The sequence below is a fragment of the Saliniferula longa genome (assembly GCF_050789285.1).
In the GTDB taxonomy this organism is placed as follows: domain Bacteria; phylum Pseudomonadota; class Alphaproteobacteria; order Rhodobacterales; family Rhodobacteraceae; genus CAVPWP01.
Map to the genome: position 1 here is coordinate 115226 of NZ_JBOUVX010000002.1, position 15453 is coordinate 130678.

Here is a 15453-nt window from a genome sequence, read left to right on the forward strand (position 1 = left end):
CGCGCCGGGCGTTATCGGATAACCGCGCGCCGATATTGTTTAGCCCGCCCCCTTCCGCACACCGTCATCTCATCGCCGCGGGCACCGTCCGCGACAATCCGATCCCGGAAGGAGCCCGCACCATGAAAGCCTTTCTCATCTCGATCCTCGCCGCCGGCCTGTTCGCCACGACACCGGCCGCCCCCGCACGCGCCGAGGCGCAAGATCTGGCCGGCGTCGTCGCGGGCGTTGTGGCCCTTGGTCTTATCGCCCGCGCCATCAACCAGCGCAACGAAGCCGCCAGGGCCGCCGCGCCCGAGGTCGCTCGGGACAATACGCTGACGAGGGACGCCTGGCGTCCCTGGACCACCGAGGCACGCAACGAGACGGGGCGGTCGCAGGCGCGGCTTCTTCCCGAGGCCTGCCTGGTCCGCGTGAACGGCGGCGGGCCGGACCAGTTCGCCTACGAGCGCCAGTGCCTGACGCGCACCTACGCGCACAGGAACGCGCTGCCCGCGCACTGCGAATGGAAGACCCGGACCGACCGCGGCTGGCGCAGCGTCTATGGCGAACGCTGCCTCGCCCGCGAGGGATACCGGGCCGAAGACAGGTGGGCGCGGCGCTAAGCGCGCAGACCATCGAGCAGCCGGCGCGGGCGCAACGCATCTCCACCGCGCCGGTGGGGCCGGGGGATCAACCCCCGGCCCGACAAGATCAGGGTGACGGGGCCCGGGGCTTATCCCCGGCCCGATTTGTCTTGCGATGCTCGGGGCCTTGGGTATCCATCCCCTGATGTCGCAGGTGCCTGACTTCCAGCTTGAAGCCGATCTCCTCGCCGGCGGTTGCCTGTCGGTCGCGGGCGTGGACGAGGTTGGACGGGGTCCACTGGCCGGCCCCGTAACGGCCGCCGCGGTTCGGCTGGATCCTGCCCGCATCCCGGGGGGCTTGCAGGACTCAAAGCGCCTGACCGCCGCGCGGCGCGAGGCCCTGTTCACGGCGCTTCTGGACTGCGCCGATGTCTCGGTCGCCCACGCCAGCATCGACGAGATCGACCGCCTCAATATCCTGCGCGCTGCGCATCTTGCCATGGAACGGGCGGTGGCCGGCCTGCCAGAGACCCCGGCTCACGTGCTGGTCGACGGCAATATGATCCCGCGCGGCCTGACCTGCGCCGCCACCGCGGTGGTGAAGGGAGACGCACGCTGCCTCTCGATCGCCGCGGCCTCGATCGTGGCCAAGGTGACGCGCGACCGGATCATGGTGGATTTGGCGCAACAGTTCCCCGGCTACGGCTGGGAACGCAACATGGGCTATCCCAGCGCCCACCACCGCGCCGCGCTGAAGACCCTGGGGGTAACCCCATATCATCGTCGCTCCTTCGCGCCGGTCCACAACATCTTGTATCAAGAGAAATCAATAAGTGACTGATTCAAAAAAGAATTTGACGCCGATTCGGGCATGACTCATCTTTGGTCCCAACAAGACGCGCCATATAAAGGCGCGGGGACAGAGGCAGAGATGACGTCGAAGACCGCACGGGGGGGCGACACGCTCCCGCTGAACCAGATTCTTGCCGGCGATTGCGTCGCGGCGATGAATGGCTTGCCCGAGGCATCGGTCGATCTGATCTTCGCCGACCCGCCCTACAACCTGCAACTGCGGGGCGAGCTTCATCGCCCCGACAACTCGCGCGTCGACGCCGTCGACGATGCCTGGGACCAGTTCGGGTCGTTCGAGGCCTATGACACGTTCACCCGCGCCTGGCTGACGGCCGCGCGGCGGGTGCTCAAGCCCGATGGGGCGATCTGGGTGATCGGGTCCTACCACAACATCTTCCGCGTCGGCGCGGCGCTTCAGGATGCGGGGTTCTGGGTGCTAAACGACGTGGTCTGGCGCAAGTCGAACCCGATGCCGAACTTCCGCGGCAAGCGCCTGACCAACGCGCACGAGACGATGATCTGGGCGTCCCGTTCGGAGGGTGCGAAGTACACGTTCAATTACGATGCGCTGAAGTCGCTCAACGACGGGGTGCAGATGCGCTCGGACTGGGTACTACCGATCTGCACCGGCCACGAGCGGCTGAAGGACGAAAACGGCGACAAGGCCCACCCGACGCAAAAGCCCGAGGCCCTGCTGCACCGCATCCTTGTGGCCAGCACAAACCCGGGCGATGTCGTGCTCGATCCCTTCTTCGGCACCGGGACCACGGGCGCGGTCGCCAAGATGCTGGGCCGCGATTTCATCGGCATCGAGCGCGAAGAGACCTATCGCAAGGTCGCCGAGGCCCGTATCGCAAGGGTCAGGAAGCTGGACCGCGACGCGCTGGTGGTCACGTCCTCGAAGCGCGCCGAGCCGCGGATCCCCTTCGGACAGCTTGTCGAACGCGGCCTTCTGCGGCCGGGCGAGGTTCTGGTCAGCCCGCGCGGCAAGACCGCGAAAGTGCGCGCCGACGGCACGCTGGTGTCCGCGGATTCCGCAGGCTCGATCCATCAGGTCGGCGCCGCTCTGGAAGGCGCGCCGTCGTGCAACGGCTGGACCTACTGGCACTTCACCAAGGAAGGCCAGCGCATCCCGATCGACGTGCTGCGCCAGCAGATCCGGTCCGAGATTTCCTGAACCAGTTACCGCCGGTGCCTGTGGCCTGACCACGGCACAACTTCGCCCCGCCGCCACCCGCGGCGGGGCTTTTTTCGCAGGCAGTGCGAAATCCGTCATGACCCCTCCCCGCGGGCGTGCTAGCCAAGATGCATGAGCCGGCTGCCCACCAAGGACGAAATTCTCGACTGGATCTCGGACCATCCGGGCCAGACCTCAAAGCGCGATATCGCAAAGGCTTTCGGCATCAAGGGGGCGGCGCGCATCGACCTCAAGCGCGTCCTGAAGGAGCTAGAAGCGGACGGGCATCTGGAGAAACGGCGCAAGACCTATCGCGACCCCGACCGCCTGCCGCCGGTCTCGGTTCTGCTGGTCACGCCCGACGCCGATGGCGACCTCTTCGCGCGCCCGCTGGAATGGCAGGGCGACGGGCCCGAGCCCCGCGTCCTGATCCTTCCACGCGCCGGCGACCCTGCCCTGGGCGAGGGCGACCGCATCCTTGCGCGTCTGGCCGAGGTCAAGGCCGAAAGCCACGCCTACGAGGCGCGGATGATCCGCCGCGTCGGGACGAACCCGCTGAAGGTGCTTGGCATCTTCCGAAAGACCGCCGAGGGCGGGCGCATCGTGCCCATCGACAAGGGCGCAGACCGCGAATGGATGGTCCCCGGCGGCGAAACCCATGGTGCGAAGGACGGCGAACTGGTCGAGGCCGAAAGCATCGGCCCGAAGAACCGTCTTGGCCTGCCGAAGGCCCGCGTCGTCACGCGTCTGGGCGACCCGTCCGCGCCCAAGGCGGTGTCGCTGATCGCGATCCACCAGCATGGCATTCCCGACGATTTCCCCGACGCCGCCATCGCCGAAGCCGACCGCCAGACACCCGCAGGCCTTTCCGGCCGGACCGACCTGCGCGAGATGCCGCTTGTAACCATCGACCCTTCGGACGCCCGCGACCACGACGATGCCTGCTGGGCCCAGCCTGACGACGACCCCAAGAACGCCGGCGGCCATGTGATCTGGGTCGCCATCGCCGACGTCGCCCACTACGTCCGCCCGCAGTCGGCCCTTGACCGCGAGGCGTGGAAGCGCGGCAACTCGACCTATTTCCCCGACCGCGTGGTGCCGATGCTGCCCGACCGGCTGTCAGGCGATCTCTGCTCGCTTCACGAAGGCGTGCCGCGCGCCTGCATCGCAGTGCGCATGCGGATCGACGCAGGCGGCACGCTGATCGACCACCGCTTCGAACGCGCCCTGATGCGATCGGTCGCCTCGCTCAACTATCAGGAAGTCCAGGCCGCCCGCGACGGCGCCCCGAACGACCGCTGCGCACCCTTGATGGACGACGTGATCGCGCCGCTTTACGCCGCATACGAGGCCCTGACACGGGCCCGGGCACTGCGACAGCCGCTTGACCTCGACCTGCCCGAGCGAAAGATCGAACTCGATGACGAGGGCCGCGTCACGTCGGTGGCCTTCCGCGAGCGGCTGGATGCGCACCGCCTGATCGAGGAATTCATGATCCTCGCCAACGTCGCGGCGGCCCGGACGCTCGAGAAGACGCGCCGCCCGCTCCTGTATCGGGTGCACGAGGAACCCGCGCCCGAAAAACTCGACGCCCTGCGCGAAGTGGCCCAGGCCTCGGGTCTGACGCTGGCCAAGGGGCAGGTGCTGAAGACGGCGCACCTCAACCGGCTTCTGGCGCAGGCCGAGGGCACCGATTTCGACGAACTCATCAACATCTCGACGCTGCGCGCCATGACGCAGGCCTATTACAGCCCGTTGAACCTGGGACATTTCGGCCTTGCGCTGCGGTCCTATGCGCACTTCACCTCGCCCATCCGTCGCTATTCCGACCTGATCGTTCACCGCGCGCTGATCACGGCGCACGGCTGGGGCGACGACGGGCTGTCGCCCGAGGACATCGAGCGGCTCGAGGACACCGCCACCCATATCTCCGAAACCGAGCGGCGGTCGATGCTGGCGGAACGCGACACGACCGATCGCTACCTTGCGGCGTTCCTGTCCGAACGCATAGGCACCGAAATGACGGGCCGCATCTCGGGCATCCAGCGCTTCGGCGCCTTCGTGAAACTGGACGAGACCGGGGCTGACGGCCTTGTCCCGATCCGTGCGCTGGGGCGCGAATTCTTCCATTTCGACCGCGACAGCCAGACGCTGATGGGGGCCGACACAGGCACCGTGATCGGCCTGGGTCAACGCGTGACAGTGCGCCTGGCCGAGGCCGTGCCGGTGACCGGCGGCCTTGTCCTCGATCTGGTCGAGCTTGAAGGGCGCGGCCTGCCCTCGGGCCAGGCCGCCCGCACCCGGCGCGGGCGTCCGGCGCGGAGACCCCTCGCGGCGGCGTCGCGCAAGGTCACGCGCCGCCGCCGCTAGCGCGCTTTCGCCGAGCGCCCGGTCTTGCGCTTTGCGGTGCGATGGAATCGGGCTATCCTGCCGACGAGCAGAACAAGAACACGTCAACAGGTGCCCCATGCGGAAATGGACCGGGATTCTGGCAGCGGCTTGCCTGTGCGCGGCCGAGGCCGCCATGGCTGTCGCACCCCAGACGTCGCCGCGGCCGACGCCCCGCGCGGGCGGGGAAGGAACAGCCGTGGAAACGCAGGCCGCGACATCGAACCTTGGCTTCCAGCGCTGGATCGACGGGTTTCACGCCCGCGCCGTGGCCCAGGGGATTGGCCCGGACGTGCTTGACGCGTCCCTGTCGGGCATCCGCTACAACGCAGACGTCATCCAGCGCGACCGAAACCAGTCCGAATTCACCAAGCAGATCTGGGAGTATCTCGACAGCGCGGTGTCGGACACCCGGGTGGCCAACGGCCGCACGGCACGCGACGCCAACGCCCCACTTCTGGCCGAGATCGAAGCCCGCTACGGCGTCGAGCGCGAGGTCGTGGTCGCGATCTGGGGGCTTGAAAGCGCGTATGGCACCTTCCGGGGCACCACCCCGATTATCGAGGCGCTGGCGACCCTGTCCTATGACGGGCGGCGCGGCGCGTTCTTCGAGGAACAGTTGATCGCGGCGTTGCGCATCGTGCAGGCGGGCGACGTGGCGCCCCGCGCCATGACCGGAAGCTGGGCCGGCGCCATGGGTCACACGCAGTTCATGCCCACCTCGTATCTGGCCTATGCGCAGGATTTCCATGGCGACGGCCGGCGCGACATCTGGTCGGACGACCCCTCGGACGCGCTTGCCTCGACCGCGGGCTATCTTCGGCACTTTGGCTGGACCACGGGGCAGCCCTGGGGCGTCGAGGTGGTTCTGCCGCCGAGCTTCGACTTCGCGCTTGCCGGCGAGCGGATCAAGAAGGCGCCTGCGGACTGGGCCGCGCTTGGCGTGCGCGACACCTCGGGTGCGGTGGTGCCGGATCATGGCCGGGCCTCGATCCTGCTGCCGGCAGGGGCGCGCGGCGCGGCCTTCATGATCTTCGACAATTTCCACGTGATCGAACGCTACAACACCGCCGACGCCTATGTGATCGCCGTGGGACACCTGAGCGACCGCATCGCCGGCGGCCCGCCGATCCGGGCCCGCTGGCCGCGCGAGGACCGCGCCCTGCGCCTTGCCGAGCGCAAGGACATGCAGGAGCGCCTGACCCGCGCGGGCTTCGACACCGAGGGGGTCGACGGGATCATCGGCCCCCGCACCATCGCCGCGATCCGCGAATTCCAGAAGTCGGTGGGCCTGACCCCCGACGGCTACGCCTCGTACGAGGTGCTCAAGCGGCTGCCCTAACGGGCCGCCGCGTGCCCGCGTCGCGGGCAGCCTCCGGCAGAGGTATTTGCGGCCAGAAGAAGATCCCTTCGGCGTCACACCCCGCCGGGACCGTTCACCGGCGGGGTGCTTCTCCTGGCGCGGTCATCGGCGCCTCCGCCTGTACCGCGCACACAGGAGAGCGGATTGTGGTTAAGAAACCCTTGCCGCTTCTTCTGGCGGAAAAATACCTCCGCCGGAGGCAAGAAGATTCTGCCCCGCGCCGCCGGGCGTGAGCTTCGGTCGCAGGAAGGCCATGGGATGCTTGCGAAGGGTCAGGCGCAGGGCCACGTAATCCTCGACCACTTCTTCACCTTCCGTCATCGCAGGCAGACAAGCGGCGGGTTCGACGATCCCCTCGCCGTCGAGATCGCCTCCGAAAAGGGGGAGCGGCTCTGCCCCGCCCAGCGCCTTCGCCTCCCACAAGGCGTCGCGGCGGGAAAGCCCCAGCGCGGCGAAGGCATCGGCCTCGGCCAGAACCCGGATCAGCCGCGGCTCGACGCCGGCCCGGCGCCAGACATCGGCCACGCCGCGATAGCCGTTGCCGCGCGCCGCGGCGATCCAGCCCGCCTCTTCCTCGCGCATCGCCCTGATCTGGCGGAAGCCCAGCCGCAGGGCCAGGCCGCCGCGATCATCGCGTTCCATCACGTTGTCCCAGTAGCTTGCGTTGATGTCGACGGGCCGCACCTCGACCCCGTGCTCGCGGGCATCGCGAACGATCTGTGCCGGGGCATAAAAGCCCATGGGCTGCGAGTTCAGAAGCGCGCAGGCGAAGATGCCGGGATGGTGCCGCTTGAGCCAGGCCGAGGCATAGACGAGAAGCGCGAAGGAGGCGGCGTGGCTTTCGGGGAAGCCGTAGCTTCCGAAGCCCTCGATCTGGGCAAAGCAGCGGGCGGCGAAGTCTTCGTCGTATCCGTTCCGCCGCATGCCGGCCATGAAGCGGTCGTGGAATTCGCTGACCGACCCGTGCTTCTTGAAGGTGGCAAGCGACCGGCGCAGGCGGTCGGCCTCTTCCGGGGTGAAGCCCGCGCCGACGATGGCGATCTGCATCGCCTGTTCCTGGAACAGCGGCACGCCCAGGGTCTTGCCCAGCACCTGCCCCAGCGCGTCCGAGGGGAAGCTCACCGCCTCTTCGCCGTTGCGGCGGCGGAGATAGGGGTGGACCATGTCGCCCTGGATCGGGCCGGGGCGGATGATCGCCACCTCGATCACGAGGTCGTAGAAGCTGCGCGGCCGCATGCGGGGCAGGAAGTTCATCTGCGCCCGGCTTTCGACCTGGAAGACCCCCAGGCTGTCGGCCTTGCAGAGCATGTCGTAGACGGCCGGGTCCTCGGGCGGCAGCGTCGCCAGCGTATAGTCGACCCGGTGGTGCCTGGCGATCAGGTCGAAGGCCTTGCGGATGCAGGTCAGCATGCCCAGCGCCAGCACGTCGACCTTGAGGATGCCGAGGCTGTCGATGTCGTCCTTGTCCCAGGGGATGACGGTGCGGTCCTCCATCGTGGCGTTCTCGATGGGGACAAGCTCGTCCAGGCGGCCTTCGGTCATGATGAACCCGCCGACATGCTGGGACAGGTGCCGGGGGAATCCCTGGACCTCGAAGATCAGCTCCATCGTCTGTTTCAGGCGACGGTCCTCGGGGTCGAGGCCGATCTCGCGCAGGCGGTGATCCTCGAGACCGGCGGTCGAGAAGAAGCCCCAGAGCTGCGACGAGATCGCGCTGATCGTGTCCTCGGTCAGGCCCATGGCGCGGCCCACCTCGCGCACCGCCCGCTTGCCGCGATAGTGGATGACGGTGGCGCAAAGCCCCGCGCGGTGGCGGCCATATCGTTTGTAGATGTGCTGGATCACCTCTTCGCGCCGCTCGTGCTCGAAGTCGACGTCGATGTCGGGGGGCTCGTTCCGGGCCTCGGAGACGAAGCGTTCGAAGACCATCGTGCCGATCTCGGGCGAGACCGAGGTGACGCCAAGGCAGTAGCAGGTGACCGAGTTCGCCGCCGAGCCGCGACCCTGACAGAGGATGCCGCGCGCGCGGGCGAACTGTACGACGTCATGGACGGTCAGGAAGTAGGGCTCGTACCCCAGCTTGCCGATCAGGGCGAGTTCGTGTTCGAGCAGCGCCAGCACCCGTTCGGGCGCGCCCGAGGGGTACCGCCATCTGAGACCTTCCAGGGACAGGCGGCGCAGGCGCTGGGCGGCGCTTTCGCCGGGGGCAACCTCGGAGGGGTATTCATAGCGCAACTCGTCGAGCGAGAAGGTACAGCGCGCGGCGACCTCACCCGCGCGGTCGACGGCGTCCTCGTGCCCGGCAAGAAGACGGCGCATCTCGGCCTCCGAGCGCAGGCGGCGTTCGGCGTTGGTCAGGGCCGCGCGACCAAGATCGTCGACCCGCACGCCCTGCCGGATCGCGGTCAGCACGTCGGTCAGGCGCCGGCGGGACCCGTGGTGCATCATCGGCGCGGCGCTGGCGACGGTGGCGACACCCAGGCCTTCGGCCAGCGCGCCCAGCCGGGCGAAGCGCGCGGGATCCTGCCCGTCGTAGCGGGGGGCCAGAAGAAGGTGGCAGGCGGGGCCGAACCGGCGGATCAGGCGGCGGGCGCTGTCGGCCCAGCGGTCGCGGTGGCCGGGGTGGATCAGAAGCTCGATCCCTTCGCCCCACTCGATCAGATCGTCGAGGCGCAGCGCGCAGGCCCCCTTTTCGGCCCGCAGCCGCCCGGTCGAGATCAGCCGGCAGAGTCGCCCCCAGGCAGCGCGGTCGCGCGGCAGGGCGGTGACGGTGAAACCGTCGGTCAGCACGATCCGGGCGGCGGGGACAAGGCGCGGGGCGACGTCCACCTCGGCGCTGGGGGGCTTCGGGATATGGGCGGGGCGCGGCGGGCCGATGAGCCCGGCCTCGGCGCGCAGGCGCACCTGCCGCGCGATCTCGCGCGCCTCGGTATGGGCGCGCACGATCCCGGCGACCGAGTTCTCGTCGGCGATGGCGATGGCGGGCAGGCCCAGAAGGGCAGCACGGCGCATGTATTCCTCGGGGTGCGAGCCCCCGGTGAGGAAGGTGAAGTTCGAGGTGATGTTGAGTTCGGCGAACATGCAGGGGGCGACTCGACTCGGCAGGGGTCGAAATCTACAATAGAACGAAACAAGAACAAAGCTGCCTGTTCCCCTCATGCCGAACCGTCGCATCCTTTCCCTGTGGTTCCCGCGCCTGGCGGCCGAGCGCCATCTGCGGATCGAACCCGCACTGGCGGGGGCGCCCTTCGCCGTGGTCGCGGACCAGCAGAACTTGCAGGTGCTGATATCGCTGTCGGCGGCGGCCTCGGCGGCCGGGCTTCAGTCGGGTCAGCCGCTTCGCGACGCGCAGGCGATGTGTCCGGACCTGATCACGCGGCGCTCCAACCCGCAGATGGAAGCGGCCTTCCTGACCGTGATCCGGCGCTGGGCGGGCAAGATCTCGCCCTGGGTGGCGGAAGAGCCGCCGGATGCTCTGGTCGTCGACCTGACAGGCTGCGCGCATCTGTTCGGCGGCGAACAGGCGCTGCTGGCCGAGATCGGCGCGGATTGCGCGGGGCTGGGGCTGACGATGCATGCCGGGGTCGCCGACACGGTGGGGGCGGCCTGGGCGCTGGCGCGGTACGCCGGTCAGCCCGTGCAGGCCACGCGCAGCGGCGACGCCATCGACCAGGAAGCCTGGGCGACCCGGTCGCGCGCTGCGCGGCGCCGGCAGTGGGATCGCGGTGGGCCGGCCTCTGAGGCCGTCACGCCCATCGGCCGGCAGACGGTCATCGCGCCGCCGGGACAGACGCGGCAGGTGCTGGCCGGGATGCCGGTGGCAGGACTGCGGATCGACGCCCAGACGGTGGCTGAGTTGTCCCGGCTTGGCCTCCGGCGGATCGGCGATCTGGCGGGGCAACCCCGGGCGGCGCTGGCGCGGCGCTTCGGCCGGGCGCTGGTGCAGCGCCTCGACCAGGCACTGGGGGTCGAGCCGGAACCCGTCTCGCCCGCGCGGCCCCCCGATCATTTCGCGGTCCGGCTGACCCTGCCCGATCCCATTGGGCGGGCCGAGGACATTGCCGCGGCCCTTGACCGTCTGCTGCCCGCGCTGGGCGAAAGGCTGGCGGCGAAGGGACGGGGCGCGCGGCGGATTCGGATGGACTGCTTTCGCAGCGACCACACGACGCAATCGGTCGAGGTCGGGCTGGCCCGCCCCTCGGCCCAGCCCGACCGCATCCGGCCGCTTCTGATGCTGAAGCTGGGCGAGATCGACGCGGGCTTCGGGATCGACTGCGTACGGGTCGAGGCGGTCCAGACCGAGCCGGTGCACGCGCGCCAGCACAAGGGGCATCTGGATGCCGCCGAAGCGGTGCGGGCACGGCTGTCGGCGAACACGGCGGTCGACGACCTGATCGGCAAGCTGGGGGCGCGGGTGGGACTCGAGGCGATCACCCGTCTGCATCCGGCGGAAAGCCATATCCCCGAGAAGACGTCGAAGGTGCTGGCCGCCGCCTGGTCGGAACCGGCCACCGACTGGCCCCCCCCCCCTGCGCGGCGGCCGCTTCTGCTGTGGCGGCCCGAGCTGGTGGCGGCCGACGACGCGCCCGAGGTCCCGCTGGAATTCCGCTGGCGGCGACAGGCATTCCGGACGGTCGCGGCGGCCGGACCCGAACGGATCGCACCGGAATGGTGGCTGGACGATCCGGACTGGCGGACGGGGGTGCGCGATTACTGGCGGGTCGTCACCGACGACGGGGCCGAGCTTTGGCTTTACTACGCCCATGGTGGCGCGCTGTCGTCGGGCTGGTTCTGTCAGGGACAGTTCGCCTGACAGCGGCGGCGCTGCCTGCCGGTCCTTCGAAGCGAGTTCCTGGGGGAAGGAGGGCGAAAGACCCCGATGCCGCAGGCTGGGTGGGGGCTGTTGATCCGCGGCACCGGGGGTTTAGCGTCTTTCGCTAGGTCCCAATCTCCCTTCCGAACCCGGCACAAAAAAGGAGGGGTCCGCGCAGGCCAAAGGTAATTTTGCGGCATTTCCGTGACCACGCTTGATTTCAAGACCGGGTGGGCACAACATCTTGTCATGACGATCCAGTCGCCCACACCCTTTCCCTCCACACGCGCGATCTCCGATCAGGTCGCCTTCGATCGGGCCGAACTTGGGGTGATCCTGGCCCTTTATGGCAGGATGGTCGCCTCGGGCGAGTGGCGCGACTACGGCATGTCCTTCCTGCGCGAGGCTGCCATCTTCTCGGTGTTCCGCCGAACAGCCGAGCACCCGATCTATCGCATCGAGAAACGTCCGAGGCTTCGCAACAGGCAAGGCATGTACGCGGTCATCGGCATGGACGGACAAGTCCTGAAACGCGGCCACGACCTGAAGACGGTGCTGCGCGTCCTCGATCGCAAGCTGATCCGCCCCGTGGACTGAGCCTGCCAGCCGGGCCCGCCGCCCAAACGCACCGACTATAGCCGCCGATGCGCCGTCACCGGGCCGCCGCCCTGTGCCGCGATCCGGGCAATCGCCGCCTCCAGGGGTTCGTAGGACACCGCCATGTGATGGGCATTGGCATGAATCAGGGTTTCGGCGTCCACGGCCATCGCGACATGGCCTTCCCAGAAAAGCAGGTCGCCGCGCCGCGCAGGAACGCCCGCGCCGACCGGCGCGCCCAGCGACATCTGCATGTCGCTGTCCCCCGGACAGGGACTCCCGCAGGCCAGATGCGCCACCTGCACCAGGCCCGAACAGTCGATCCCGAAGCTGCTGTTGCCGCCCCAGAGATAGGGGGTGCCGAACAGAAGCTGCGCGATGGTCACGGGATCGCGAAACGGACGGTCGATGGGCCGAAGATGCGGCTTCGGGATGAAGGCGCCGTCGGTCGTCTCGAAGAAGACGCGATCCTCATGCGCGATCCGAAACCTTGCGCCAAAGCTCAGGGCCGCCAGATCGCGCGCCTTGATGTCTGGCGCCGCATAAAGATGCGAGGCCCGCACCGCCACGACATGCGTCGCGGCCAGATCCGCCCCCAGGTCGGCATCGGCGACATATCCGACATAGCCGTCCTTCGCCGCCCGGCCGAAGGACCACCCGTCGCGGGACTCGAGCACCAGGAACCGGTCGCCCAGCAAGAGCTGCCGTTCGCGCGCGCCTTCGGGCGCACGACACAGATCGGTGAGGGGCGCCGTGACTGTGTGCCAGCTTCCGGACACGAACCGATCGGCCTCGACCCGCCCCTCCCACCCGGTTTCCGCGACACGGCCGTTCGAGGGCGTCAGACGACGGTCGCTCACCTCGCGCCGACCTCGGGAAGAATTCGGGGCAGCGCCCCCAGAATCGCACGCGCGCCCTGCCCGACGCCACCCTTCGGACGCCCGGGCGCACTGGTGGGCTGCCAGCCGTAGATGTCGAAATGGACATAGCGCGGGGCGGCGGTCACGAAGCGTCGCAGGAACAGGGCCGCGGTGATCGACCCCGCGAACCCGCCTTTCGGCGCATTGTCGAGGTCGGCGATTCCGGGCTCGATCATGGTCTCGTAGGGATCCCAGAAGGGCAGGCGCCAGACCGGATCGCGGGCCGCCTGACCGGCCTCGGACAGGGCGGCGGCGATCTGGTCGGAGTCGGTGAAGAAAGGTGCGATGTCGGGTCCGACGGCAACCCGCGCGGCGCCGGTCAGCGTCGCCATCGACACGACCAGATCGGGCGTCTCTTCGTCGGCAAAGGTCAGTGCGTCGGCCAGCACCAGCCGCCCCTCGGCGTCGGTGTTGTTGATCTCGACGGTCAGCCCCTTGCGCGAGCGCAGGATGTCGCCGGGCCGGAAGGACGCGCCCGAAACCGCGTTCTCGACCGCCGGGATCAGGACCCGCAGGCGAAGCGGCACCTTCAGCGACAGGATCAGGTCGGCCAGACCAAGAACGGTCGCCGCCCCCCCCATGTCCTTCTTCATCAGACCCATCGACTCGCCAGGCTTGAGGTTCAGCCCACCGGTGTCAAAGCACACGCCCTTGCCCACCAGCGTGACGCTTGGCCCCGAGTCACCCCAGCGCAGGTCGATCAGCCGCGGTGCGCGCGGACTTGCCGCGCCGACGGCGTGGATCAGCGGAAAGTCCAGGTCGATCAGGGCGTCGCCCACGGTCTGAACGAACGATCCGCCATGGCGCTGGGCAAGGGTCTGCGCCGCTTGCGCCAGATCCGCCGGGCCCATGTCGTTTGCCGGGGTGTTGATGAGGTCGCGCGTCAGGACTTCGGCAGCGGCAAGCGCCTCGATCCTCGCGGCGTCGATGCCCGCGGGCGCGACCAGCATCGCTTTCGGAATCGAAAGGTCACGGTAGCGAACGAAACGATAGCCTTCGAGCAGCCAGCCGAGACACTCGGCGGCAAGGTCGTCGGCCCCCAAGGCATGCTCAAGCGTCCAGGCCCCTTCCGGCAGCGCTGAACGCGCTTTCGCCAGCGCATAGCGATTCCGCACCCGGTCGCGCGCCGTCCCAAGGCCCACGGCGGCAGAGGCCGGCCGGCCGTCGCGGCCCGGAAACACAATCGACGCGCCATGACCGCCTGTGAACCCCTGTGTCTCGACCCAGGCGGCAGCCTCGGGCGACAGACCTGTTCGCCAGGCGGCAAGACCGTCCTTGTCCACCAGGGAAAGCGGCTTTGCGGGCGTTTCGGGCGGGGCGAAAGCGGTCTGGGTCATGTCCCCGAGCCTAGCCGATCGCACGGAGCCTGCAAGCGCAGTCAGAGCGAGATGCCGTGGGCGTCCCAGACCGTGACAAGCGATGTCTCGCCGACCCGGATCAGGCGCGCGACACAGGCCGCAAGCGCCGTGCTATCGTGCGAGGTCGAAAGCGAGGCAACGGCCCCGGCAGCGTCACGGACCGAGGCAAGCCCGGTCTGATCCGCGATGGCGACAAGGCTGCGCGCGCCCTTGCCCACGCGGTCGAGAGCGCCGGCATCATAGGCCGCCTCGATCCTTGAAAGTCGCACGGCGATCTCTTCCATGGCGCGCGAGATCACCCTATCGGCACCCGCATCGCCAAGATCCGCGACAAGCGCCTGAAGACGCGAATTGTCGAAGCGCACGACCTCGACGTGATAAAGGCGAGTGACCTTGATCATGTTTCGAACCCCAGAACCTCAATCCCGAGGCGAGGTCTAGAAAGAAGCATTCAAGAAAGGATTGAGGCGTCAGATCGAAATCGGAAAAGTCTTTCGAAAAAGCCCACGGATGAAGGGCGGCGTCGGAATTGAAGGGGCCGGAAATGGCAGGGCGCGACCCCGGGTAAAGGCCGCGCCCCACTGATCGCTGAAGGGATGGCGATCAGGCTGCCATTCGGGATTCCTGGGCGATGGCGAAGACATTGATGTCCGCCGACCGGCTCGATTTGAAAACCGTCACCGGAACTTCCCGGCGCTTCTGGGTGCGGTATTCGGCCAGGGAAAAGAGATTGTCGGCGCGCTTGGGAAGCGAGGCGAGGGCCTCGAGGCGGCGCTGGCGGGCAACTTCAAGCAGATTGCGTTCGGTCATTTCGGGTCTCCTGGTAGTCGTGTGGGGGGTGTCTGAAGTTCGGTCCGAAGGTGTCCGCGGGTCACGCGGCGCTCAGATCCTCGGGATTCGGGTGCAAGCGGGCGACGTAGTAGACGCCGGTCGCAAGGCGCAGACAGCGCGAGCGCTTGCGGAAGTCGTCAAGGCGAACGATCTCGGCCTGGCGGGATCCCTGCACGGAGGCGGCAGAGACGGCAGGGCGGGCGGGGAACGGCAGCACGTTGTTTTTCATCGGTTTTCCCTTCGGGTTATGGGGGCATACCCGCGGAGAACAGCCTCCGCGGACATATTGCCTTCAACGCCAATCGGGCAGATCGATCGTGCGGCGCTTCAGGCAACCCGGACTGGGCGAACTTGCGAAAGGACCACACCTGGCCAGAGAGGCGGAACGCGGGGTCGGCGACATGCCGAAGGCCCTTGCCCGGATGGCGGTCTGGAAATTCGGCTTGACCCGTTTTTTCCGCGCCGTCGTCTCTCTGGCGCCATAATTCAATTCATTGACCATGATTCTGGCTAAAACATTCACGAAATGTGTCTGAATTTTGAAATTTCATCAAAAAGTCCCCTTTGGGGCCCATTCATGTCGCCCGG

At 68.2% G+C, this 15453-nt stretch carries 13 protein-coding genes; 7 read left to right on the forward strand and 6 right to left on the reverse strand.

Going from position 1 to position 15453, the window contains the following annotated elements; all coding sequences use genetic code 11:
- The first annotated feature begins 122 nt into the window (after nucleotides 1-122).
- From ACRDNQ_RS07135 to ACRDNQ_RS07155, 5 genes are all read left to right on the forward strand, one after another.
- Nucleotides 123-605, forward strand: coding sequence for a hypothetical protein (locus ACRDNQ_RS07135; RefSeq protein WP_431827962.1), 483 nt, complete (start codon nucleotides 123-125; stop codon nucleotides 603-605).
- Nucleotides 606-771: 166 nt separating this feature from the next.
- On the forward strand, nucleotides 772-1407 hold the full coding sequence (locus tag ACRDNQ_RS07140; protein WP_431827963.1) for a ribonuclease HII: 636 nt from the start codon (nucleotides 772-774) through the stop codon (nucleotides 1405-1407).
- Nucleotides 1408-1497: 90 nt separating this feature from the next.
- Complete coding sequence (locus ACRDNQ_RS07145) at nucleotides 1498-2595, forward strand: site-specific DNA-methyltransferase (protein WP_431827964.1); 1098 nt, start codon at nucleotides 1498-1500, stop codon at nucleotides 2593-2595.
- 132 nt (nucleotides 2596-2727) lie between these two features.
- Nucleotides 2728-4965, forward strand: coding sequence for a ribonuclease R (gene rnr / locus ACRDNQ_RS07150; protein ID WP_431827965.1), 2238 nt, complete (start codon nucleotides 2728-2730; stop codon nucleotides 4963-4965).
- Between the two features lie 97 nt (nucleotides 4966-5062).
- Nucleotides 5063-6325, forward strand: a complete 1263-nt coding sequence (locus tag ACRDNQ_RS07155; RefSeq protein WP_431827966.1) for a lytic murein transglycosylase — start codon at nucleotides 5063-5065, stop codon at nucleotides 6323-6325.
- Between the two features lie 171 nt (nucleotides 6326-6496).
- Here ACRDNQ_RS07155 and ACRDNQ_RS07160 read toward each other — a convergent pair whose 3' ends face one another.
- Entirely contained in the window at nucleotides 6497-9427 is a 2931-nt protein-coding gene (locus ACRDNQ_RS07160; RefSeq protein ID WP_431827967.1) for an error-prone DNA polymerase, read from the reverse strand.
- 76 nt (nucleotides 9428-9503) lie between these two features.
- Here ACRDNQ_RS07160 and ACRDNQ_RS07165 point away from each other — a divergent pair, with 76 nt between their 5' ends.
- Complete coding sequence (locus ACRDNQ_RS07165) at nucleotides 9504-11159, forward strand: Y-family DNA polymerase (protein ID WP_431827968.1); 1656 nt, start codon at nucleotides 9504-9506, stop codon at nucleotides 11157-11159.
- Nucleotides 11160-11408: 249 nt separating this feature from the next.
- Nucleotides 11409-11756, forward strand: a complete 348-nt coding sequence (locus ACRDNQ_RS07170) for a DUF2794 domain-containing protein (protein ID WP_431827969.1) — start codon at nucleotides 11409-11411, stop codon at nucleotides 11754-11756.
- A gap of 35 nt (nucleotides 11757-11791) precedes the next feature.
- Here ACRDNQ_RS07170 and ACRDNQ_RS07175 read toward each other — a convergent pair whose 3' ends face one another.
- From ACRDNQ_RS07175 to ACRDNQ_RS07195, 5 genes are all read right to left on the reverse strand, one after another.
- Nucleotides 11792-12616 (reverse strand): C40 family peptidase, encoded by an 825-nt coding sequence (locus ACRDNQ_RS07175; RefSeq protein WP_431827970.1) that lies wholly within the window; start codon nucleotides 12614-12616, stop codon nucleotides 11792-11794.
- A complete protein-coding gene (locus ACRDNQ_RS07180) occupies nucleotides 12613-14013 on the reverse strand; it encodes a leucyl aminopeptidase family protein (RefSeq protein ID WP_431827971.1) in 1401 nt (466 codons plus the stop codon). Before ACRDNQ_RS07180 ends, ACRDNQ_RS07175 begins: the two co-directional genes overlap by 4 nt.
- A gap of 41 nt (nucleotides 14014-14054) precedes the next feature.
- On the reverse strand, nucleotides 14055-14435 hold the full coding sequence (locus ACRDNQ_RS07185) for a hypothetical protein (RefSeq protein WP_431827972.1): 381 nt from the start codon (nucleotides 14433-14435) through the stop codon (nucleotides 14055-14057).
- 202 nt (nucleotides 14436-14637) lie between these two features.
- On the reverse strand, nucleotides 14638-14844 hold the full coding sequence (locus ACRDNQ_RS07190) for a hypothetical protein (protein ID WP_431827973.1): 207 nt from the start codon (nucleotides 14842-14844) through the stop codon (nucleotides 14638-14640).
- 61 nt (nucleotides 14845-14905) lie between these two features.
- Nucleotides 14906-15094 (reverse strand): hypothetical protein, encoded by a 189-nt coding sequence (locus tag ACRDNQ_RS07195; protein WP_431827974.1) that lies wholly within the window; start codon nucleotides 15092-15094, stop codon nucleotides 14906-14908.
- Between the last annotated feature and the right edge of the window lie 359 nt (nucleotides 15095-15453).

Bases quoted from the DNA above. Each gene is read 5' to 3' on its own strand.
- ACRDNQ_RS07135 (WP_431827962.1), top strand. From the start codon at position 123: ATGAAAGCCTTTCTCATCTCGATCCTCGCCGCCGGCCTGTTCGCCACG.
- ACRDNQ_RS07140 (WP_431827963.1), top strand. From the start codon at position 772: ATGTCGCAGGTGCCTGACTTCCAGCTTGAAGCCGATCTCCTCGCCGGC.
- ACRDNQ_RS07145 (WP_431827964.1), top strand. From the start codon at position 1,498: ATGACGTCGAAGACCGCACGGGGGGGCGACACGCTCCCGCTGAACCAG.
- rnr (WP_431827965.1), top strand. From the start codon at position 2,728: ATGAGCCGGCTGCCCACCAAGGACGAAATTCTCGACTGGATCTCGGAC.
- ACRDNQ_RS07155 (WP_431827966.1), top strand. From the start codon at position 5,063: ATGCGGAAATGGACCGGGATTCTGGCAGCGGCTTGCCTGTGCGCGGCC.
- ACRDNQ_RS07160 (WP_431827967.1), bottom strand. From the start codon at position 9,427: ATGTTCGCCGAACTCAACATCACCTCGAACTTCACCTTCCTCACCGGG.
- ACRDNQ_RS07165 (WP_431827968.1), top strand. From the start codon at position 9,504: ATGCCGAACCGTCGCATCCTTTCCCTGTGGTTCCCGCGCCTGGCGGCC.
- ACRDNQ_RS07170 (WP_431827969.1), top strand. From the start codon at position 11,409: ATGACGATCCAGTCGCCCACACCCTTTCCCTCCACACGCGCGATCTCC.
- ACRDNQ_RS07180 (WP_431827971.1), bottom strand. From the start codon at position 14,013: ATGACCCAGACCGCTTTCGCCCCGCCCGAAACGCCCGCAAAGCCGCTT.
- ACRDNQ_RS07185 (WP_431827972.1), bottom strand. From the start codon at position 14,435: ATGATCAAGGTCACTCGCCTTTATCACGTCGAGGTCGTGCGCTTCGAC.
- ACRDNQ_RS07190 (WP_431827973.1), bottom strand. From the start codon at position 14,844: ATGACCGAACGCAATCTGCTTGAAGTTGCCCGCCAGCGCCGCCTCGAG.
- ACRDNQ_RS07195 (WP_431827974.1), bottom strand. From the start codon at position 15,094: ATGAAAAACAACGTGCTGCCGTTCCCCGCCCGCCCTGCCGTCTCTGCC.